The organism is Niabella beijingensis (genome assembly GCF_020034665.1).
Classification (GTDB): domain Bacteria; phylum Bacteroidota; class Bacteroidia; order Chitinophagales; family Chitinophagaceae; genus Niabella; species Niabella beijingensis.
In genome coordinates, this window is record NZ_JAIQDI010000002.1 from 1,906,722 (window position 1) to 1,925,300 (window position 18,579).

23 protein-coding genes are annotated in these 18,579 nt (G+C 48.2%); 13 read left to right on the forward strand and 10 right to left on the reverse strand.

The annotated features are described in order from the left end of the window. Window positions 1-147: 147 nt before the first annotated feature. A complete protein-coding gene (locus K7B07_RS23975; RefSeq protein ID WP_223713081.1) occupies window positions 148-357 on the forward strand; it encodes a hypothetical protein in 210 nt (69 codons plus the stop codon). A 177-nt stretch (window positions 358-534) separates the two neighbouring features. After that, entirely contained in the window at window positions 535-1,683 is a 1,149-nt protein-coding gene (locus K7B07_RS23980; protein WP_223713082.1) for a C1 family peptidase, read from the forward strand. A 165-nt stretch (window positions 1,684-1,848) separates the two neighbouring features. Here the strand turns inward: K7B07_RS23980 and K7B07_RS23985 are convergent, their stop codons facing one another. Further along, window positions 1,849-3,360: a sulfatase gene (locus K7B07_RS23985; RefSeq protein ID WP_223713083.1), complete on the reverse strand. Its 1,512-nt coding sequence runs from the start codon at window positions 3,358-3,360 to the stop codon at window positions 1,849-1,851. Between the two features lie 255 nt (window positions 3,361-3,615). Between K7B07_RS23985 and K7B07_RS23990 the strand changes: the two genes are divergently transcribed. The 3 genes from K7B07_RS23990 to K7B07_RS24000 all read left to right on the forward strand — a co-directional run bounded on the left by K7B07_RS23990 (window position 3,616) and on the right by K7B07_RS24000 (window position 6,164). Next, window positions 3,616-4,167 (forward strand): alpha/beta hydrolase, encoded by a 552-nt coding sequence (locus K7B07_RS23990; protein WP_223713084.1) that lies wholly within the window; start codon window positions 3,616-3,618, stop codon window positions 4,165-4,167. A 224-nt stretch (window positions 4,168-4,391) separates the two neighbouring features. Beyond that, on the forward strand, window positions 4,392-5,195 hold the full coding sequence (locus K7B07_RS23995) for an SDR family oxidoreductase (protein WP_223713085.1): 804 nt from the start codon (window positions 4,392-4,394) through the stop codon (window positions 5,193-5,195). Between the two features lie 60 nt (window positions 5,196-5,255). Beyond that, window positions 5,256-6,164: a helix-turn-helix domain-containing protein gene (locus K7B07_RS24000; protein ID WP_223713086.1), complete on the forward strand. Its 909-nt coding sequence runs from the start codon at window positions 5,256-5,258 to the stop codon at window positions 6,162-6,164. Between the two features lie 96 nt (window positions 6,165-6,260). Here the strand turns inward: K7B07_RS24000 and K7B07_RS24005 are convergent, their stop codons facing one another. The 8 genes from K7B07_RS24005 to K7B07_RS24040 all read right to left on the reverse strand — a co-directional run bounded on the left by K7B07_RS24005 (window position 6,261) and on the right by K7B07_RS24040 (window position 11,420). After that, entirely contained in the window at window positions 6,261-6,605 is a 345-nt protein-coding gene (locus K7B07_RS24005; RefSeq protein WP_223713087.1) for a hypothetical protein, read from the reverse strand. Between the two features lie 211 nt (window positions 6,606-6,816). After that, entirely contained in the window at window positions 6,817-7,320 is a 504-nt protein-coding gene (locus K7B07_RS24010; protein ID WP_223713088.1) for a hypothetical protein, read from the reverse strand. Window positions 7,321-7,408: 88 nt separating this feature from the next. Beyond that, the gene (locus tag K7B07_RS24015) at window positions 7,409-7,819 is read right to left on the reverse strand and encodes a hypothetical protein (RefSeq protein WP_223713089.1); all 411 of its coding nucleotides are present in this window, start codon (window positions 7,817-7,819) and stop codon (window positions 7,409-7,411) included. Between the two features lie 492 nt (window positions 7,820-8,311). Next, window positions 8,312-8,626, reverse strand: a complete 315-nt coding sequence (locus K7B07_RS24020; RefSeq protein WP_223713090.1) for a DUF6686 family protein — start codon at window positions 8,624-8,626, stop codon at window positions 8,312-8,314. Window positions 8,627-8,640: 14 nt separating this feature from the next. Further along, entirely contained in the window at window positions 8,641-8,967 is a 327-nt protein-coding gene (locus tag K7B07_RS24025; protein WP_223713091.1) for a 2Fe-2S iron-sulfur cluster-binding protein, read from the reverse strand. 18 nt (window positions 8,968-8,985) lie between these two features. Beyond that, a complete protein-coding gene (locus K7B07_RS24030; RefSeq protein WP_223713092.1) occupies window positions 8,986-9,990 on the reverse strand; it encodes an NAD(P)/FAD-dependent oxidoreductase in 1,005 nt (334 codons plus the stop codon). 114 nt (window positions 9,991-10,104) lie between these two features. Continuing rightward, window positions 10,105-10,650: a dihydrofolate reductase family protein gene (locus K7B07_RS24035; protein ID WP_223713093.1), complete on the reverse strand. Its 546-nt coding sequence runs from the start codon at window positions 10,648-10,650 to the stop codon at window positions 10,105-10,107. Between the two features lie 68 nt (window positions 10,651-10,718). Then, a complete protein-coding gene (locus K7B07_RS24040) occupies window positions 10,719-11,420 on the reverse strand; it encodes an SMUG2 DNA glycosylase family protein (protein ID WP_223713094.1) in 702 nt (233 codons plus the stop codon). 324 nt (window positions 11,421-11,744) lie between these two features. On the opposite strand from K7B07_RS24040, the gene K7B07_RS24045 reads away from it, so the two are divergent. The 4 genes from K7B07_RS24045 (at window position 11,745) to K7B07_RS24060 (ending at window position 14,784) form a co-directional block, all read left to right on the forward strand. Then, entirely contained in the window at window positions 11,745-12,260 is a 516-nt protein-coding gene (locus K7B07_RS24045; protein WP_223713095.1) for an RDD family protein, read from the forward strand. Between the two features lie 282 nt (window positions 12,261-12,542). After that, entirely contained in the window at window positions 12,543-13,625 is a 1,083-nt protein-coding gene (locus tag K7B07_RS24050) for an alpha/beta fold hydrolase (protein ID WP_223713096.1), read from the forward strand. A gap of 60 nt (window positions 13,626-13,685) precedes the next feature. Continuing rightward, window positions 13,686-14,075, forward strand: coding sequence for a nuclear transport factor 2 family protein (locus K7B07_RS24055; RefSeq protein ID WP_223713097.1), 390 nt, complete (start codon window positions 13,686-13,688; stop codon window positions 14,073-14,075). A gap of 31 nt (window positions 14,076-14,106) precedes the next feature. Further along, on the forward strand, window positions 14,107-14,784 hold the full coding sequence (locus K7B07_RS24060; protein ID WP_223713098.1) for a hypothetical protein: 678 nt from the start codon (window positions 14,107-14,109) through the stop codon (window positions 14,782-14,784). Window positions 14,785-14,793: 9 nt separating this feature from the next. Here K7B07_RS24060 and K7B07_RS24065 read toward each other — a convergent pair whose 3' ends face one another. Continuing rightward, window positions 14,794-15,225, reverse strand: a complete 432-nt coding sequence (locus K7B07_RS24065) for a Dabb family protein (RefSeq protein WP_223713099.1) — start codon at window positions 15,223-15,225, stop codon at window positions 14,794-14,796. Between the two features lie 225 nt (window positions 15,226-15,450). Between K7B07_RS24065 and mnmH the strand changes: the two genes are divergently transcribed. The 4 genes from mnmH to K7B07_RS24085 all read left to right on the forward strand — a co-directional run bounded on the left by mnmH (window position 15,451) and on the right by K7B07_RS24085 (window position 18,548). Further along, window positions 15,451-16,491 (forward strand): tRNA 2-selenouridine(34) synthase MnmH, encoded by a 1,041-nt coding sequence (gene mnmH / locus K7B07_RS24070; RefSeq protein WP_223713100.1) that lies wholly within the window; start codon window positions 15,451-15,453, stop codon window positions 16,489-16,491. 74 nt (window positions 16,492-16,565) lie between these two features. Then, window positions 16,566-17,606, forward strand: a complete 1,041-nt coding sequence (selD, locus tag K7B07_RS24075; protein ID WP_223713101.1) for a selenide, water dikinase SelD — start codon at window positions 16,566-16,568, stop codon at window positions 17,604-17,606. An 82-nt stretch (window positions 17,607-17,688) separates the two neighbouring features. Next, entirely contained in the window at window positions 17,689-18,018 is a 330-nt protein-coding gene (locus tag K7B07_RS24080) for an ArsR/SmtB family transcription factor (protein ID WP_223713102.1), read from the forward strand. Window positions 18,019-18,077: 59 nt separating this feature from the next. Continuing rightward, window positions 18,078-18,548, forward strand: coding sequence for a DUF6428 family protein (locus K7B07_RS24085; RefSeq protein ID WP_223713103.1), 471 nt, complete (start codon window positions 18,078-18,080; stop codon window positions 18,546-18,548). Window positions 18,549-18,579: the final 31 nt, after the last annotated feature.

Consider the following 18,579-nt stretch of genomic DNA (forward strand, 5'->3'; position numbering starts at 1 on the left):
ACAAATATAAAAAAAAATGTCATTTTCACAATAATAAACCGGCTACCCCATAAATAGAGTATTTTCCGTTCCTAATGGTTTTCGGACTGCATATGACGGACATTCATACAAACACTTTATTCAAACAGAGCAGAAAGGGATGAGGCGTTGAAGTGGCAGCAAAAAGCCGTAGTTGCCGCTCCGGGTAATATGGATTTGAAAATCACCTGCGAAAATGCAAAAAGGAGCACCACCCGGGCCTGCAAAACCATCGTCCCCTGCAAGCATAAAAAAATCGCCGCAGGCACACTGATGCTATTCGTGTTTTATTTGGCATCTTACCAGCGGCAGTTTTTAGCAACCCAAGTCGAAGTTTAACTTAACTGCCGGGAGCCATTGCCGGTAAACACCTATTCTAACCGGTAACTGGCCCGGCATAAATGGCCTTTTACCGATTATAGCTTCGCTTTCGGCGGTAATCGCACTTTCTTTGAAATAGTAGCGATGCCGTCTTATCCATATCACCAGCAATAAGATAAAACCACAAATACCTCTATGAGAAAAAAATATATATTCCCTTTATTTTTCCTTTTGTTGGCATGTAATCATAAATCCAAAGAGCCCGCTCAGCCAAAGCTGCCGGAAAGCCAATACATTTTCACTCCTGTAAAGGAAATGCCGGCCTTACCGGTGACCGAACAGGGGGCTTCGGGTACCTGCTGGAGCTTTTCAACCGCCTCCTTCCTGGAGTCCGAGATCATGCGTCTGAAAGGAGAACAGATCAAACTATCCGAAATGTATTTTGTCCGGAGTGCTTATCTTTTAAAAGCTCAGAATTATATCCTGAGGCAAGGCACGGCCCGCTTTACCGAAGGGGGGCTCAATCATGATCCCATCATCAGCGCTTCCTTTTATGGCCTCCTGCCCGAATCGGCCTACACCGGACTGATCAACGGCCAAACCCAACACAACCATTTCAAGTTATTTAAGGAGTTGGAAGACTCGGTAAAAAGATATGCAAATCCGGCCGGTAACCCGGGAGTAGCCTGGAAGCAAAGCGTCCCCCAGGTACTGGATAAATACCTCGGGCCGGTTCCGGCCCGGTTTGACTATAATGGCAACACCTATACATCACAAAGCTTCCTGGCCTATACAAAACTGAATCCCGATGATTACATTACCATTACTTCTTTTTCCCATGTTCCTTTTTACAAGCCCTTTGTATTAAGTATACCGGCCAACTGGGCGAACCAGGAGCTCCTGAATCTTCCGCTTGATGAGTTTATTGACAATATTAACCATGCAATCACTTCCGGTTATTCTGTAGCCCTCGATGTAGATGGCACAGAGCCCACCTTTTCAGCTGAGCAGGGAGTAGTTTCACTGCCTGCAGATACCGCCGACAACCGGCGCATACTAACAGAATTCCGGCCGGAAAAGCAGGTAACACAACAGCTGCGCCAGGACGCTTTTGAAAATTTCCAAACCACCGATGACCATCTGATGCACATCACAGGGCTTGTAAAAGATCAACAGGACCATCTTTATTATAAATGCAAAAATTCCTGGGGCTCCCAATCCGGCCGAAAGGGATATATGTACCTTAGCATTCCTTATATGCAAATGAAAGCCATTTCTGTCCTGCTGCATAAAGAGGGCTTAGCCGATTCTACCGCTGACAGACTTTCCCGGTATTTAAGATAATTTTAGAACTCCCTCCTCCTGACGATAAAAGACATCCGTTATTTTTTTCCAGGTGCCGTTGTGCATCAACGCCAATTATATCCTCCAACACAAGGCATTTACAACAGAGTCTCTGTATATGATAATTAATTGCTTTTAAAGAATAGAGTCTCACCGGCCGCCGGTTTAAGGTACTGCTACGGGCCGGTTTGTTTTTTTATCCACCGGCATGGGAGCGTTCCAGTCCTTCAGCCGCCGGCCCAGCAGGGACTGCAGCTCCCTGGTTGTAGCCGGCTGCTGTGCAGCAAGATCGTTTGTTTCTCCAATATCCTCTTTCAGATTATACAGCTCCGCCTTGCCGGTACGCAGGCTGTATACCAGCTTCCAGTCGCCTTTTCTTACCGCGCTGAAATAGTTGATGCCCGGGCCTCCGGCATTCTGCCATTTGTTGGGGTAATGCCACACCAGGTCGCGCGTGGCATCTTTTAATGCCGGGTTCTTTAACAACGGTACAAAACTCCTGCCATCCAGTTGTTGTATCAATTTATAATTCTTTATACCCGCCAGTTCCAGTATAGTAGGAAAGAAATCTTCGATGATTACATATTGTTCAGCGATGGTGCCGGGTTTTACCACACCGGGATATTTTACGATCATCGGCTCGCGGATACCGCCTTCGTACACAGAACCCTTACCGGCCCGCAGCGGCAGGTTCTGGGTATGCGCTTTGCCGCCTCTTGCGCCAGCCAGACTCAGCCCGCCGTTATCACTCATAAAAATGATCACCGTATTCCCGTCCACTCCTTTGTGTTTCAGGTAGTCCATAATATCGCCCAGACTTTTGTCCATCCCTTCCACCAGGGTGGCATAGGCGGCTTCTGTACTATCGATCCCGGCATCGAGGTACTTCTTTATAAAACGCGGATCGGCCATAATGGGCGTGTGCACGGCGTAGTGCGCCATGTTCAGATAAAAAGGCTGCTTCCGTTCTATGGGCGTTTCCAGTGCTTTCAATGCTTCCAGCGTAAGCGCCTCGGTTAAAAAAGTATCCGTTCCAAAATACTGTTCCAGGTCAGGTACGGCCTGTGCCTTCGGTTGCTGCCTGGGAAAATTGCCATAGTTCTCACTGGCCCAATAGCTTTGCGGGTGACCGGCGGCATGTCCTGCTATGTTCACCATAAAGCCCATATTGTACGGGCTGGCACCTGGTGTACCCACCGAGCCCCAGTGTGCTTTGCCCACATGAATGGTATAATAGCCCGCCTCTTTTAACAGGCCGGGGAAAGGTGTGGCATAGGCCGTCCGTTCAATACCCGGTACGGGGCTTAGCCCGTTGATGTTCCAGTCTGCCGGTGCAAACTGATCATCGGGGGCATCGGTATTGTTGTTCTTTGCGGGTGATGTCCAGTTGGTGATCCGCAGGTGTGCCGGGTTCATTCCGGTAAGCATTGCCGTGCGCGAAGGCGTACATACCGGTGCTGCATAGGCATTGGTGAATTGCATCCCTTCCGCCGCCAGCCGTTCCATATTGGGCGTATGGTACCGTTTGTTCAGTGGCGTTCTTTCTTTCCAGAAGGGTAAGGAACAATCCTGCCATCCCATATCATCCACCAGGAATACGATAATATTGGGGCGTTGCTGCGCGGATGCAGACAACGAAAAAACGAAAAATAATAAAAGGAAGCATCGTTGTTTCATGTGTATGTATTACTGTTTTAAAAGCAGGATAAAAATAATTCAATTCACAGTAACCACCCGTTTTAAAAACAAACAGCGGTATTTATTTCAGGGTGCTTTATTATTCCCCCGGAAAATACCGCTCCTCCGCAAAGGTACCAGTGCCCATTTGCAGAAAATTATTTTAAACTATCTTTATATAATCTCTAAAAAACAGCGTTGGCAAGACCTTTGTAATGCGGGCCTTCATTTTATCGAACCATCTTATAAATTTATATGAGCAAACAGGTACTTTTCATACAGGGTGGCGGTGACGACGGTTTTACTGCCGATGCACCATTGGCCGCCTCATTACAGGAAGCGCTGGGCGCCGCTTACCAGGTACATTATCCCCAGGTGCAGGCCGATGAAATCATTATGGAAGTAGCCCGCCAATGGCTTCACCATATCGACAAACAGATCGCTGCTGCCAGCGACGGGCTTATTCTAACGGGCCATTCCCTAGGGGGCTCCATGCTGCTAAAATACCTCTCAGAGAACACCGTCAGAATAACCATTGCCGGAGTGTTCCTCGTCGCGCCCCCCTACTGGAACGGCGATCAGGATTGGGTGCAGCCGTTAAAGCTGCAGGAAGGTTTTCCAGCGCAACTGCCGAAAGACATCCCGCTTTTTTTCTATCAATGCAGGGATGACGAAGTGGTGCCGTTCGACCACTTCACACGTTACCGGCAACAGCTGCCCCGGTCCGTTTTTCGTGAATTGCCCAGCGGTGGCCATCAGTTCAATGATGACCTGTCCATAGTAGCAACCGATATCGAGAGCCTGTAGTTTGATTTTGATAAAACATCCAGTAAGGGGCGGGTATTGACCGGTTTCTTTCCCCTCAGCTATTAATGGGACTGATGGAATCCTGAGCCCGCCGGTAGATGCTAACACCTGTTTGGTTCTGCAAGCTTATCTCCTGTCATTTTGGATACAACCAAACTCAATCCGGCTTCGTGCCGGGGGTATTGTCTGATCGATTTTTGCAGTATCAATTTAAAACACAAAAAATGCAACAGACAATTTTTATTACAGGAGCCTCCTCGGGCCTGGGAAAAGCTACCGCAAAACTGTTTCAAAGCCGGGGCTGGAAGGTGATCGCCACGATGCGCAACCCTGAAAAAGCTGCCGAACTATCCACCCTGGAGCATGTTACCCTCCTGCCGCTGGATGTAACCAATGTATCACAGATCCAATCCACCGTAAACGCAGCCACGGCTCAGGGGGTGGATGTGGTATTCAACAACGCAGGCTATGGATTGATTGGCCCGCTGGAAGCACTCAGCGATGAGCAGATCGTGCGGCAACTGACCACCAACCTGCTGGGTGTGATCCGTGTAACACAGGCTTTTATCCCCTATTTCAGGGAAAAGAAAAAGGGCCTCTTTATCTCCACTACCTCTATCGGTGGGCTTATCGCCTTTCCGTTCGGGTCTACGTACCATGCCACCAAATGGGCTTTGGAAGGCTGGAGCGAGAGCATGGCGTTTGAACTGAACAGCTTTGGTGTAAACATCAAGACCGTATCACCCGGCGGCATTGAAACGGATTTTGCAGGGCGCTCGCTGGATCTGACAAGCAGTGCAGCATACGACCCGATGATACAGGCAATGATGAATGGCTTTGGTGCAATGATGCAAACGGCCTCCACTGCGAAACAAATTGCTGAAGTGGTATATGAGGCCGCCACGGATGGCAAAAATAAACTGCGTTATGTAGCCGGCGAAGACGCGAAAGCACTGTACGCCCAACGGCTGGAACAGGGCGATGAGACCTTCCGCGCCTGGCTGGGAAAACAATTTTTGCATCATTAATCTCCACGGGGCCCGGATAATACCTTTTTGCACGGGCCCCGGATTTTGTATTTTTACAGTATGGAAAAGAAACCGCCGCTGCGCATTTCATCGATATCGGAATTGCATGCCCTGCTGCAATTGCCCAAACCGGTACATCCCCTGATCAGCCTGGCCGACAATTCAAAAATAAACACCAATATCGAGCGGCTGGATCGTCCTTTTTTTCTTAATTTCTATAAGATCTCCTATAAGTTTTCCACTACGGGCCGCATGGGCTATGGACAGGGGTATTATGATTTTAATGAAGGCGGGATGCTGTTTACGGCGCCCAACCAGCTGATCGCTACGGATAATGGGGCAGAATATTATGGTTATACGCTGTTATTTCATCCGGACCTGATCCGTAATTATCCCCTCGGCAGAACGATAAAGAAATATGGTTTTTTCTCTTACGATACCAATGAGGCACTGCACCTGTCGGAAAAAGAAAAGAAAGTGATCCTGGGGTTATTTGAAAGCATAAACGATGAATTGAATACGTCCATTGATGAGATCAGCCAGGATGTACTGGTATCCTACCTGGAAGTATTGCTCAACTACAGCAACCGGTTTTACAAACGCCAGTTCATCACCCGAAAGGTGACGAATAATGACCTGCTGGCAAAAACAGAACAGGCATTGGAATCTTATTTTACGGATGAAAAATCATTGACCGGCGGGTTACCTTCTGTGGAATACCTGGCGGGCCAGGTAAATCTGTCGCCCCGCTATTTAAGTGATATGCTGCGGTCGCTCACGGGGCAAAACACCCAGCAGCTGATCCACGAAAAACTGATTGAAAAAGCAAAGGAAAAACTTTCCTCCACCAGCCTGTCTGTAAGTGAAATTGCTTATGAACTGGGCTTTGAACATCCGCAGTCCTTCAGTAAGTTGTTCAAAACCAAAACCAGCCAATCGCCGCTGGAGTTCCGGCATTCGTTTAATTAAATGTTAATTACGGGTAGGTGGCTGCGCCGCACGACCTGAAGCCTTTCCGTAATTTGCTGAGCGGAACAGAACGCAGCTCTCACCCGGCGGATTCCTTCAATTGCTTATTCTTTTTAGATAGTAATGTTTATTAAACCAATGCGGACCAAATAACAGGAATTTTCTGCGTTTGAAATAGCCCAATCGCCGTTTCATCCTTACCCCCTTCTCATTTATAGAAAAAAGCCGGTGATGCCCAATTAAAAAGTAATGCGTTTTTTTGACAGTCCTGTTATCGGCTTTTGACTCCCCTGCACCGGTATTTTCCGGCAGCAGGTCCGAAGTAACCTGCGTGGGATGTAATATCACCTGCTTGTTCAGGATCCGGTAATAACCCGCGGCGGTATCATACTCAAGATCTCCCTGAAAGCTGTAACCAAACGTGGAGTCTTTATTTAGCACAACCCGGGTCACAAAGAAACCACCAAAAGCAAAATTGGACTGATAAGTACCAGAAACATCCGACGTTGATCTACATGAACATAATGTGAGCGCTAAAGAGAAAAAAAATATCCGCTGAAGCAATTGTTGCATAACTATACTTTTTACTAACAGATTACCGCCTTCCACTACCGGCAGTAATTTATGGAACCGTATCCCCGGACCAGTTCTGTTATTTTTTCCCCAGCCGGGAGGCGATCCATGTTTCCAGCTCATTCTTGTTATCCAGTGCTACGAGCTTTTCAATGTCTTTGTCTTTCCTGATACCATTGCCTGCCTTGTATATCTTTATTACGCTTTTGATCCCTGCCAGGTTGCATTTTACCGCATCCTTCGAGTACGCGTTCTGTAAAGAATATTTGATCCAGCCTCCCAAAAAAATGGGTAATAACCCGGGGTTCTTTTTTGACATTGGAGCCACCTTACTGTCGACCTCAACAGTAACGGTGGGTGAATTTGTAAGCCAGCCAACCAATAACGCATTCATGTATTTTCTTTTGTCCGCGTCCTGATCCAGCGGGGTATTTTCCAGCCAGTCAATTACGTTAATCACTTCGGGTTCTCTTTTTATAAATTCTTCTTTGGTTGCCGGCAGGGGATTCAGCCAGTTCGTATCCTGTGGAAATGAGTTGATCATCGATAAGCAGAAGATCAACAGAAAAAATAAGTGCTTCATAATGGTGATTTTAAAATTTTACAGGTGTGAAATAGTGTTGCGACGAAAGCCGAAACGGACAACCATGTTACGAACCGCTTTAATTTGTTTAGCCATTATCCTCTTTATACTGAATCACACGTTCAATATATTCAACTAGGTCTTTTTTCTCCGTTTCGTAAGTCAGGCTTCCTTCCGCTCCGATCAGATAAAAACGGGCAATTTGCAAAACCTGAAGACCTGCGTCAAAATGCAGATAGTTAATCTGACTGATAAAATGCTCCATATGATCCGCATACTGCCTGCCCCTCTCTATGGCGTCCGGATTTCCACTGAGCATTTTTTTTCGTTCTTCTGCCGGCAGATCCATCACCAGGAAAGCGGCATCCGCGGGAATATTTTCGATCAGTTTGCGATCGATTGTCCCCGTCCCTTCGCAATAGGCACAGGGCCCCGTTGTCCATTTTAACTCCTGCCGGAGCCGTTTGATGTCCTCCTCATCAACATGACCTTTGCCCAAACACCGGGGGCATTCCACAAGTTGCTGATTTGTGCCAAAAATTCGTTTAAAAAAGTTCATAGCGATTGAAATCTACAGCTCTTCCTGTTTATATTGTTCCTGCCAAATACATGTAACAGGCACTGAGCTTCCGGCAGTCGTCTAAATGTGCCGACAAAGAATACGCAGTCTCCGGTTGTTTCATTAGCAGTTACTTATTGTTTTATAATATAAATATAATAAAAATTCTCTTTATCAATCTCTATACCCGGTCTGCAGAGAACGTATCCGCTTAAAAGACTTCGCGTGAGGGATGCGGAGGGCGGCACGGTACGGGCCGGTGCGCAGCGCAGCACGGAAGCGATAGCGGACCCCGCAGCAGCCCGGCCCTGGCAGGGGTAGTTGTACTGTTTTACCGACCCTGCGGAACAACAGATTGCAGATGGTTAGAAGGCTTAACGACAATGTCCCCTGCCCGGGACACGCCCAAAGGATCATCCGCTCCTCATCAGGCTAGAGCTGGTCCAGTATAAAAAAAGTCTCAAACAATGCAGCTGCCTCCCGGAGCAACCGGTCCAGTTTATCCCGTTCCGATTGTGTAAGGCATAATGTGGTGTTCTCTTCCAGGGGGATGAAGATATTTTTTACATTGCCGGCAGTTTCAGGGCATAGCGCCCCGCTCCGCCCGATAGCAAGAACAAATTCCCGGAAATATTCCGGACGCATCCGGAGCAGCGTGGTGCCAAATGCCAGTTGAAAGGCATTGCAGTCCGGACAAAAGACCACGTAACCATCGGCGTGCTGCACCAGTACCCGGAAATTGCACATATGTTATCGTTGCGTCATTCGTGTTCCTGTCCGCAGATACGGAATACGGCATTTTCTAGACTTTTATCGATGCGCAGCTGACAAGCCAGGCGGCTGTTGGCCGCAGCATCCGGAAGCGTATCCAGCATATCCAGTTCGGCATCGCTCAGAGCGGATAGCTGATCCTTTCCCTCCAACACCTGCACATGACAGGTAGCGCAGAGCGCCATGCCCCCGCAGGTGGCCAGGATATTGTATTCATAAGCCTTCATGGCCTCCATAAGACTCAGATTCATGTCGTCCGGCACTTCGATCTGTTGCCGCTGCCCGTTACGGTCTTCAATGGTGATTGAAACCAGCATCGTATTTGTTTTGTAAACTTAAAATGAATGAATACCATTTACAGTAGTATATTTAAAGCTCAGTCTCTGATCGGGGTATACATAGCGGAAAGCACTCTGGGCCATCATTGCAGCCTCATGAAACCCACAGAGAATGAGCTTTAATTTCCCGGGATAGGTATTGATATCACCAATGGCGTAGATGCCCGGGATATTGGTGGAATAATCAGTAGTCTGCACTGTTATGGCTGATTTTTCGATCTGCAGTCCCCAGTCAGCAATGGGGCCCAGTTTCGGGCTCAGACCAAACAGTGGCACCAGGTAGTCGGCGCTGATAATATTCACTTCATTTTTTTCATCGGTGATGTGCACTTCTTTCAGATGCCCGTTGCCTTCGATCCTGGAGATATTGGATTTCAGCACCAGGTTGATCCGGCCGTTTGTGGCAAGCTGAAATACTTTTTCCGCCGAGTCCGGTGCGCCACGAAAGGTTTCACCCCGGTGCACCAGTGTTACCTTGGCGGCAATACCGGAAAGCAGGATGGTCCAGTCCAGTGCGGAGTCACCACCACCGGCCAGGATGATCTCTTTATCCCTGAATAACTCAGGATCCTTTACGATATAGGACACACCTTTCCCTTCAAAATCCGCAAGCCGCTCTATAACCGGTTTGCGGGGCTCAAAGCAGCCCAGTCCTCCTGCAATAACGATCACTTTACAGGAAACAGCCGTTCCCTCATTGGTAACCACCGTAAACCCTTCTGCCGTGTCACCGGTTATTTTTTCCACCCGCTCCCCAAGCGTGAAACCGGGATTAAAAGGGGCTGCCTGTTTCATCAGGTTATCGATGAGCTCCTGGGCCTTTACTTCCGGATAGCCCGGTATATCATAAATAGGTTTCTGCGGATAAATTTCAGAAAGTTGTCCGCCTGCCTGGGGCAGGACATCAATCAAATGACAGCGCATTTTTAATAAGCCCGCCTCAAAAACGGAAAATAACCCAACAGGCCCCGCGCCTATAACACATATATCTGTTGTATGCATGAAGTTTACTTTTAGTAAAACGCGAAGTAACTTCAAACAAGTAATTCAATGTTTACGATATCAGAAAAATGATTATCGGAATCGGGAAAAAATACAGCAGCACTTTTATAATTGTTATCGTGTTGGTTCGTAAATCAGCTGTACCACGCCCGAACGGAAGACATTCGTTTTAACCAGGCGCAGCTGTACCTGCTCCTTAAGATCTTCAAACAGGGGTTTGCCGCTGCCCAGGGCGATGGGGTGCACAGAGATGCGGTATATATCGATCAGTCCTTCCCGGATAAAGGTTTGAATAAGACGGGCACCTCCATACAGCCAGATGTCCCCGCCTGCTTCCTTTTTAATACGTGCCACCGTGCCGGCGATCGCTTCGGTAATGAATGTAGCATTTTCATCCATCCTTCCCTGGTGCGAAAAAACATATTTCCTTTTTGAATGCACGGCCTTCCACAATTGCCGCTCCGCCGCACCGGCAGCAGCATCCGGCTGAAAATTGCCCCATTGGTCGTAGCTTACCCTGCCATAAAAGATCGTATCGATGTTCGAGAGAAAACCGTCAAAGTCCATCTCTTCATCCATAATACACCAATCGATCTCTCCATTGGGACCTTCAATAAACCCGTCGAGTGTGGTGGCCAGGTCCAGGATCACTTTTTTCATGCCGTTTAATTTTTGCTAAAATAGTTCATAATGCCCGGATGAAGCCATAAACCATTGTTACAATTTAATTACTTTGGTATTGCAGTACTTCCAAGCGCCTGTATATATTTATCAATATAGAACTGCTTTTCCCTTGACCGGTATTGCTCAATATAACGGGGATGCTCCAGCACCGTGGCCCTGTCAAATAACCCGGCAGTGCTGTTCAGACGGTTAATAAACATAGCATTTTTCTTTCCCAGGATAAATACTTCCGAAGTGTCCAGTCCGAGGCTGATGTGTTTTTTCAGGGATGCGATCATGAAGGGCTTTACCTGCTCAAACAACTCCGGATCATCGTAATAATTTGCATTCAGCCAGCTGCCTTCTTTTACATGCCGGATAATGGCGAGCGGAAAAGGAGAATTGATGTAAAATTTTTTATAGAAGTCCCGCACACCGCCCCAGGCCGCGATCATATCATATACAAATACAGAAGATACTTCATGGGTGTATGCCGATTGCATCTTAATGCCACATACTTTCTCCAGTCTTTTTGTATCCGTAAAAGGGACGCCGGTCACGCCTGCGCCATGCCGGCTCGGATTGATGCCGATGATAAATTTCCGTCGGTGTGTATCCTTGTAATATTTATGATAGAATTGACGCATTACCTGCATTGTTTCAGGGTTATCCAGATAGGGGTTCATCACCTGAAATCCACCCGGCAGCTGCCCGGGATACCGCAGCCGGCTGTTGAACTGAATTACTTTTTCCGCAAATGTGATCATTATCCTTAAAGCTATAAAATAATCTGATGTTCCCCGGTTTTAATTTTGAATATTAACTACACTAAAGACGGCGGAGGGAAGACATTGCTCAACCAACCATCCGCGGCAGCCGGTGGCACCGATGTCCTTTCCCTGCCGAAGACCAAAGAACGGAACATGCAGGAGAAGCTGCTGGCCTGCCCGGGCGGTCCTATCATTCGCTCGGACACAGTGTAGATTTCGATTGATCGTATAAGTCATCAGCGAAGAGAGATCAATGTCTTTTTTAATGCAACAAATTTCTTATTTTTAATGCTGAAATCTAAAAACTAATTTGCACTATAAATGACAGAACTGACTTACAGTACTTTCCGCAGCCGGCTACTTGCTTTTATTATCAACTTCGTTCCATTTGGTTTACTTGCACTGATTAATAAATTTATTATTTTTCCGGCAAGTGAATCTGCCGCTGATATTGCCGATATCATCTTTTATATTTTCTCATTATTTTATTATATTTTCCTGCAATATAGATATGGACAGACCCTGGGTAAATGGGTGATGAATCTGAAAATTGTAAAGAATGAAACAGCAAAAAAAGTATCGCTAAGACAAATATTGATACGGGAGATTCTATGTATTACCGTGGTACTCTTTTCATGCATTGATTCTATAGTAACCTATGCAGAGCCAGACACCGATTTAGCTTATACAACCTTTATCAGCCTTCTCCTGCTTTTGGCACCGGCATTGTACATGATAGCTGATATACTTACATTACTGTCTCATTCAAAAAGAAGGGCATTACACGACCTCCTGGCAAAAACAGTTGTAATTACCGAAATCCCCGGGAGAAAATAACCTTCTTTTTGCTGAAACAATCTTTAGCCGGTTCCGGAGCACCGCAGATATAGGCTGAAGTATCAGCCACACCATTCCCAGCGACAATCAGCAAGAATAATCCGCGTCCAATCAGCGGGAAAAAGGCCCCGGCAATAGTCCGTTCCCTTGTTTTTCATCTCCACAATTCCGCTTCGTGTCTACACATCGGCCGGACACGTCGCTTCTGCACGCCGGGCTCTTTTCCGGGGGGGTAATATTGTATTGCAAAACAAGGATAACAGCACTTTAAAATATTCGATTATGGAAACAAATTATTACAACCTGCTATTACTCGCCGCATTGATTGCCGGACAGCATCCAACGGCGCGCGCTACTATATCCATTCCGATACATCCATTAAACTATAAAACAATGAAAACAACAATTGATTCCATGCCGGTCACGCATCAGTACACAACGGTCAACGGCATCCGCTATCATTATGCAGAAGCCGGCAAAGGTCCGCTGGTGGTGTTGCTGCACGGCTTCCCGGAATTATGGTATTCCTGGCGATATCAGCTCACTGCCCTGGCGCAGGCCGGTTACCATGCGGTAGCCCCGGACCTGAGAGGTTTTGGAGGATCTGAAGTAACCCCCCGGACCCGCGATTACAGCCTGTTTCAGCATGCCCGTGATGTAAAGGCACTCATTGATCAGATTGGTGGCGGACAGGTAGTACTGGTGGGGCACGATTGGGGCGCCAACCTGATGTGGCTGATGGCGCAGCTTTACCCCGAAACCGTGCGCGCCGTTGCTGCCCTCAGCATTCCTTTTTATCCGGAACCGAGAGACCCTGCCGTGATCCGCCAGAAATGGTCGAGCGTGTTTACCAATTTTGAACGGAAAGGGATTGTGGAAGCCGAGTTTGAAAGTGATCCGGAAGGTTTTTTCAACCGGTTCTTTTACGGGCTTTCCGGAGATGCTCCCGAGGGCACCGTCGAAAAACTGTATACAAAAACCACGCCCGATGACCGGCTGCTGACCAGTCTGCCTCTTGCCACCACGCTGCCCGCATGGCTGAGCCGCCCCGATCTGGAGTATTACGTAACGGCGTATAAAAAAACAGGTATCACCGGTGCCCTGGGATTTTACAGGAATACAGATGCCGATTATCCCGGATTGAAAGAAGCCTACAAAAAAGGCATCCGGCAGCCGGCATTATTTATAGGCGGTGCCAAAGAGGCCGCCGTAAAATTTGGCAGCACGGAGCCTATGATGCTGGCCCTGCCCAATCTAAGGGAGGTCATCATTCTGGAGGGTTGTGGTCACTGGATACAGCAGGAACGTCCGCAGGAGTTGAATGCCGCATTGATCCGTTTTATAAACCAGGAATGGCACCGGTAAACCCGTACAAGCTTTTTGTTCTTTATATAAAGTTACCTGATCACATAAAAATTAAAAACAATGAAAGAAATCATCCTTGCACTCCAGCAAAAATTTGACCAGGCCGAACTAACGGCCGACGCAGCAGTTCTGGAAACATTACTGGCAGCAGACTTCTTTTCGATCGGCCCCAAAGGTTTTATGCTTGATAAGACCCAGTGGATCGGCAGGCACCATCAATTCCGGTACCTCCGGATGGATATCAGCGAAGTGGACATCCGTCTTTATGAAAAGACCGCCATTGTCCGGAATATTCAGCAGAATAAAGCGACTTATAACGGACAGGAAGTAGCGCTGGCCACAAGAGTAACACAGGTTTGGGTGGAATTCGACGGCAACTGGCAACTGGCTTCCATCCAGTTCAGTCCGCTGGCCAACCCATCTGCAGCTGCCGGAGCGCTGCGCCCATAAAATATATTAATAAACCCTAAAAACAATGATTATGAATACTATTGATCAAAAACCTGCGGGTAGCGCCAATCGCGGCCCATCGCCAGGCATCCTGGCAACGGTTTACTTTATTTTATTTGCAGTGGGTATGATCTATACCATCGCAGGTACTTCCGGTGCGTCCTACCCCACCCCTTATGATCCGGTGCAAAAAGCACAGGAATACTACCATCAGTATCACCATATAGTACAGGTTCACGCGCTGTTCCTTTTCTGGTCGGCGCTTCCCCTGGGTATTTTTACCGCTTTCTTTACCGGCCACCTCAGCAGTCAGGGTGTTCACCGCGGAGGCCTGAATATTGCCAGCTTTGGCGGCTATGGTGCTGCTATAATGCTGACCATTTCCGGCTTGTGTACCTGGGTGCTTTCCCAGCCGATTATCACGGATGCACCCGGCACCACCAGGATCGTACAGCTGCTGGCATTTGCAACTGGAGGTACCGGTTATGTTGCCCTGTCCGGGTTACTCATTTCCGGGCTGGCAGTTACCGGCGGACTGGGACGCATGCTGCCCCGGTGGCTGATGTGGAGCGGATTGGTTATTGCGGCCATTTCAGTGCTCGCCATGTTCAATATCGCATTCCCCGGGGTTTCCATCCTGTTACCCATCGGCCGTTTTACGGGAATGATCTGGATGCTGATCGCCGGGTATAAATTAAAGCGGTCCTGATGCAGGGAGTTATTTGGAGAAGGCTGCATCAACGATCATATCATACACTACTACCCGTTCCCACAGATGACTGCATTTTTCCACAAAGGCCTTGTGTACCGGGTGCTCCTGGTAATCGTCCTGATCTTTGGTACTGTTAAAGTACATCATCTCTGAAACCTGGAAGCTGTTGTCCACCACATCCCGCTTAACCGTAGATGCCGGTGTGCCGATCAGCAATTGCCGTACCTGCGGTACCGCTTTTAATGTTTTCAAACCTTCGATCAGGGCTTTTTTATCGTCCTCCGATTCCGGGTGTTTCAGCCAAAAGAACACATGGTGAATGATCTGTTGCTGAGGGGCGGTTGTTTTATAATCCATAATTACGGGTACAGCGGCCAGCACGGCCGCTTTTTTTACAAATTGTCTGCGGGAAGAATTCATACGATCGTTGTATTGCATATATTATTTTAACAAAAACCAACTACATAAAGATAAGAAAAGGCAGCCCTTGATTGATCATCCTGTAAAAAGTGATCTTCGCTCGTATCCGGAGGGGGTAATGCAAATTTTTGCTATGGATAAACATTAAAAACGAAATGTCACCCTGAATTGCTATTGGTATGCATGGTGCAGGCTGTCCGGCCCTGCCCGTTGTAAAAATATATTACCTTTACCCGCTGTAATATGACACAAAGCATTACCATAAGCGACTGGATCCGGCAGCGGGACACCTTACCGCTGGTGGATGTACGTACCCCGGCGGAATTTGAACAGGGCCATGTGCCCGGCGCTTTTAATGTACCGCTGTTCAGTAATGAGGAACGCGTACAGGTAGGCACCACGTATAAGCAAATAAGCCGCGAAGAGGCTATATTGCTGGGCTTTGAACTTACCGGACCAAAATGGGCCGGCTTTATACGGGAATGCCTGCGGCTCGCTCCGCAAAAACATATTGCCGTGCATTGCTGGCGGGGTGGTATGCGCAGCGGTGCTATGGCCTGGGCGTTGAGCCTGTATGGCTTTAAAGCGGATACCATTACCGGAGGCTACAAGGCCTTTCGCCGCTGGACGCACCACCGCTTTGAGTCGGCCTACGACCTGCGGATCATGGGTGGTATGACCGGTTCCGGAAAGACCCGTCTGCTGCAATACATGCAGGGAAAAGGACAGCAGGCCATCGACCTGGAAGCGCTGGCGCAACACCAGGGTTCCTCCTATGGCACCCTGAATAAATTGATACAACCCACACAGGAACAATTTGAGAATCAGCTTGCCTGGCAACTCAAGGATATGAGCGCTGATGCGCCCCTGTGGCTGGAGGATGAGTGCCAGAAGATCGGAAAACGCAGTATTCCCGCACCCCTCTGGCACCAGATGCGCCATGCACCGCTCATCGACCTGCAGGTGCCGTTGGAACAACGGGTAAACACCTTACTCCGGGACTATGGCAGTCTTGACCCGGATTTTCTGGTAGAAGGTACGGAACGCATCCGCAAGCGGTTGGGGCCGCTTCAAACCAGGCAGGCAGTGGCTGCCATACGCGAAGCACGCATGACCGATTTTATCCGTATAGTACTCGTGTACTATGATAAAGCCTACCGCAAAGGACTTGCCCTGCGCCCGCCAGATAAAATAAGAACACTGGAAATCTCGGGAGCCGATCCCGAAACCGACTTTCAGCGATTGGCACTGTTCACCACCGTAAAAGAGGCCGGAACTTTCTGAAACGACTCCCTGCAAAAAACAGGAACCGCCTTCTACTCTCCACTTTAGATGTTTCACTTTTTACTTTTTTCAACATGAGCACCACATATAAATTAACACAGTATTCTCACGGAGCCGGTTGCGGCTGCAAGATCAGTCCGGTCCTGCTGGATAAAATACTCCATACCACGGCTCCGGCCGCACCACGGGATCCGCGGCTGCTGGTGGGCAATGACAAACGTGATGACGCCGCTGTGCTGGACCTGGGGAATGGTCATGCACTTATATCCACTACAGACTTCTTTATGCCCATTGTGGATGATGCGTTCGATTTCGGACGCATTGCTGCTGCCAATGCGATCAGTGATGTATATGCCATGGGAGGCAAACCCGTACTGGCAATAGCCATACTCGGGTGGCCTATTAACCTGCTGCCGCCGGAAATAGCGGCACAGGTGCTGGAAGGAGCCCGCGCCATTTGTACCGAAGCCGGCATTTCGCTGGCAGGCGGGCACAGCATTGATTGCCCCGAACCCGTATTCGGACTGGCAGTGAATGGAATGGTAGCACTTCCCCATTTAAAACAAAATGCAACCGCCACTGCCGGTTGTCGCCTTTATCTTACCAAGGCATTGGGCGTCGGAATTTTATCCACTGCACAAAAACGGGGATTGCTGCAACCGGAAGATGCTGCTATTGCCCTGAAAAGTATGACTACATTAAACAAAGCCGGGGCCCTGCTGGGCGAACTGGATGCGGTAAAGGCCATGACCGATGTAACCGGCTTCGGCCTTCTCGGTCACCTGGCTGAAATGTGCTCCGGAAGCGGACTTTCCGCTGTAGTGGAATTTGATAAGGTGCCCGTGATCCCCACTGTCTTTGATTACCTGGAGCAGGGTTGTGTGCCCGGCGGCACTACCCGCAACTGGAACAGCTACGGTGATAAGATCGGCCCTCTTCCGGAACGGCAGTTACAATTGCTGGCAGACCCGCAAACAAGTGGCGGATTGCTGGTAGCCGTTGCCGGAGAAGGTACGGCCGCTTTTGAAGAGCTGATGCTCCGGCAAGGTTACCCGTTGAAGCCGCTGGGCCTGCTCGAACCACAGAACGGGGGCCCGCTTATAAAAATTATCTGAGATAATACCGATTTTACTGTTTCAAAAAAAATCAGCGGTAATTTCACAATTAATCGTAATATTGCAATATATTGATAAAGCAATGGGCCTAACGAGATCCGAAATATTTACACTTAAACAAAATCAGCTGGCAGCAGCTTTTAAAGCGTTCGCCCATCCCGCGCGGATCGCGATCCTGCAGCACCTTATAAAGCAGAACACCTGCATCTGCAATGATCTGGTGGAAGAATTGGGCCTGGCACAGGCCACCATATCCCAGCACCTGAAAGAATTAAAGAATGCCGGGATTATTAAAGGAACCATTGAAGGAACCAGTGTTTGCTACTGCATCGACGAAAAAATATGGGAAAAGCTGAAAAAAAATTTCGCCGATTTTTTTACAGACGAGGTAGCACCCGGAAACTGCTGCTGAATATTTTTTTATTTAAATGCATCGTAATATTGCGTTATACCAATAATAAAGAATCCATTATGAAATTATCTGAATTAAAAAGCCTGTTGCCCGGTCTGAACCATGTTGCCTTTCAATTGGAAGGCGGCGCCTTTGTTCCGGATCATTTTCACGTAACGGAGGTAGGAATGGTCACTAAAGATTTTATTGATTGCGGCGGCACCCTCCGCAGGGAATCCGCGATCAATTTTCAGCTCTGGAATGCCAATGACTACGAACACCGGCTGAAACCGGCAAAACTGCTCCGCATCATTCAGCTTTCGGAAGAAAAACTGGGGATACAGGACGGGGAAATTGAAGTAGAATACCAGGGCGATACCATCGGCCGGTACGGACTGGACTTTAACGGGCACCATTTTATCCTGACGGCGAAGACAACGGCCTGCCTGGCAAAAGACGCCTGCGGCATCGTTCCTCAAAAAGCAGAAAGCAGCTTATCCGAATTGCCGGTGACAACAACCGGATGCCAACCAGGTGGCGGCTGTTGTTAAAGACCAGAGGGAAACATTTAAAAGAAAAACC

What these genes read in the sequence shown, in the direction of transcription:
- K7B07_RS23980 (WP_223713082.1), top strand. Translation starts at nt 535, where the DNA reads ATGAGAAAAAAATATATATTCCCTTTATTTTTCCTTTTGTTGGCATGT.
- K7B07_RS23985 (WP_223713083.1), bottom strand. Translation starts at nt 3,360, where the DNA reads ATGAAACAACGATGCTTCCTTTTATTATTTTTCGTTTTTTCGTTGTCT.
- K7B07_RS23990 (WP_223713084.1), top strand. Translation starts at nt 3,616, where the DNA reads ATGAGCAAACAGGTACTTTTCATACAGGGTGGCGGTGACGACGGTTTT.
- K7B07_RS23995 (WP_223713085.1), top strand. Translation starts at nt 4,392, where the DNA reads ATGCAACAGACAATTTTTATTACAGGAGCCTCCTCGGGCCTGGGAAAA.
- K7B07_RS24000 (WP_223713086.1), top strand. Translation starts at nt 5,256, where the DNA reads ATGGAAAAGAAACCGCCGCTGCGCATTTCATCGATATCGGAATTGCAT.
- K7B07_RS24010 (WP_223713088.1), bottom strand. Translation starts at nt 7,320, where the DNA reads ATGAAGCACTTATTTTTTCTGTTGATCTTCTGCTTATCGATGATCAAC.
- K7B07_RS24020 (WP_223713090.1), bottom strand. Translation starts at nt 8,626, where the DNA reads ATGTGCAATTTCCGGGTACTGGTGCAGCACGCCGATGGTTACGTGGTC.
- K7B07_RS24025 (WP_223713091.1), bottom strand. Translation starts at nt 8,967, where the DNA reads ATGCTGGTTTCAATCACCATTGAAGACCGTAACGGGCAGCGGCAACAG.
- K7B07_RS24030 (WP_223713092.1), bottom strand. Translation starts at nt 9,990, where the DNA reads ATGCATACAACAGATATATGTGTTATAGGCGCGGGGCCTGTTGGGTTA.
- K7B07_RS24035 (WP_223713093.1), bottom strand. Translation starts at nt 10,650, where the DNA reads ATGAAAAAAGTGATCCTGGACCTGGCCACCACACTCGACGGGTTTATT.
- K7B07_RS24040 (WP_223713094.1), bottom strand. Translation starts at nt 11,420, where the DNA reads ATGATCACATTTGCGGAAAAAGTAATTCAGTTCAACAGCCGGCTGCGG.
- K7B07_RS24045 (WP_223713095.1), top strand. Translation starts at nt 11,745, where the DNA reads ATGACAGAACTGACTTACAGTACTTTCCGCAGCCGGCTACTTGCTTTT.
- K7B07_RS24050 (WP_223713096.1), top strand. Translation starts at nt 12,543, where the DNA reads ATGGAAACAAATTATTACAACCTGCTATTACTCGCCGCATTGATTGCC.
- K7B07_RS24055 (WP_223713097.1), top strand. Translation starts at nt 13,686, where the DNA reads ATGAAAGAAATCATCCTTGCACTCCAGCAAAAATTTGACCAGGCCGAA.
- K7B07_RS24060 (WP_223713098.1), top strand. Translation starts at nt 14,107, where the DNA reads ATGAATACTATTGATCAAAAACCTGCGGGTAGCGCCAATCGCGGCCCA.
- K7B07_RS24065 (WP_223713099.1), bottom strand. Translation starts at nt 15,225, where the DNA reads ATGCAATACAACGATCGTATGAATTCTTCCCGCAGACAATTTGTAAAA.
- mnmH (WP_223713100.1), top strand. Translation starts at nt 15,451, where the DNA reads ATGACACAAAGCATTACCATAAGCGACTGGATCCGGCAGCGGGACACC.
- selD (WP_223713101.1), top strand. Translation starts at nt 16,566, where the DNA reads ATGAGCACCACATATAAATTAACACAGTATTCTCACGGAGCCGGTTGC.
- K7B07_RS24080 (WP_223713102.1), top strand. Translation starts at nt 17,689, where the DNA reads ATGGGCCTAACGAGATCCGAAATATTTACACTTAAACAAAATCAGCTG.
- K7B07_RS24085 (WP_223713103.1), top strand. Translation starts at nt 18,078, where the DNA reads ATGAAATTATCTGAATTAAAAAGCCTGTTGCCCGGTCTGAACCATGTT.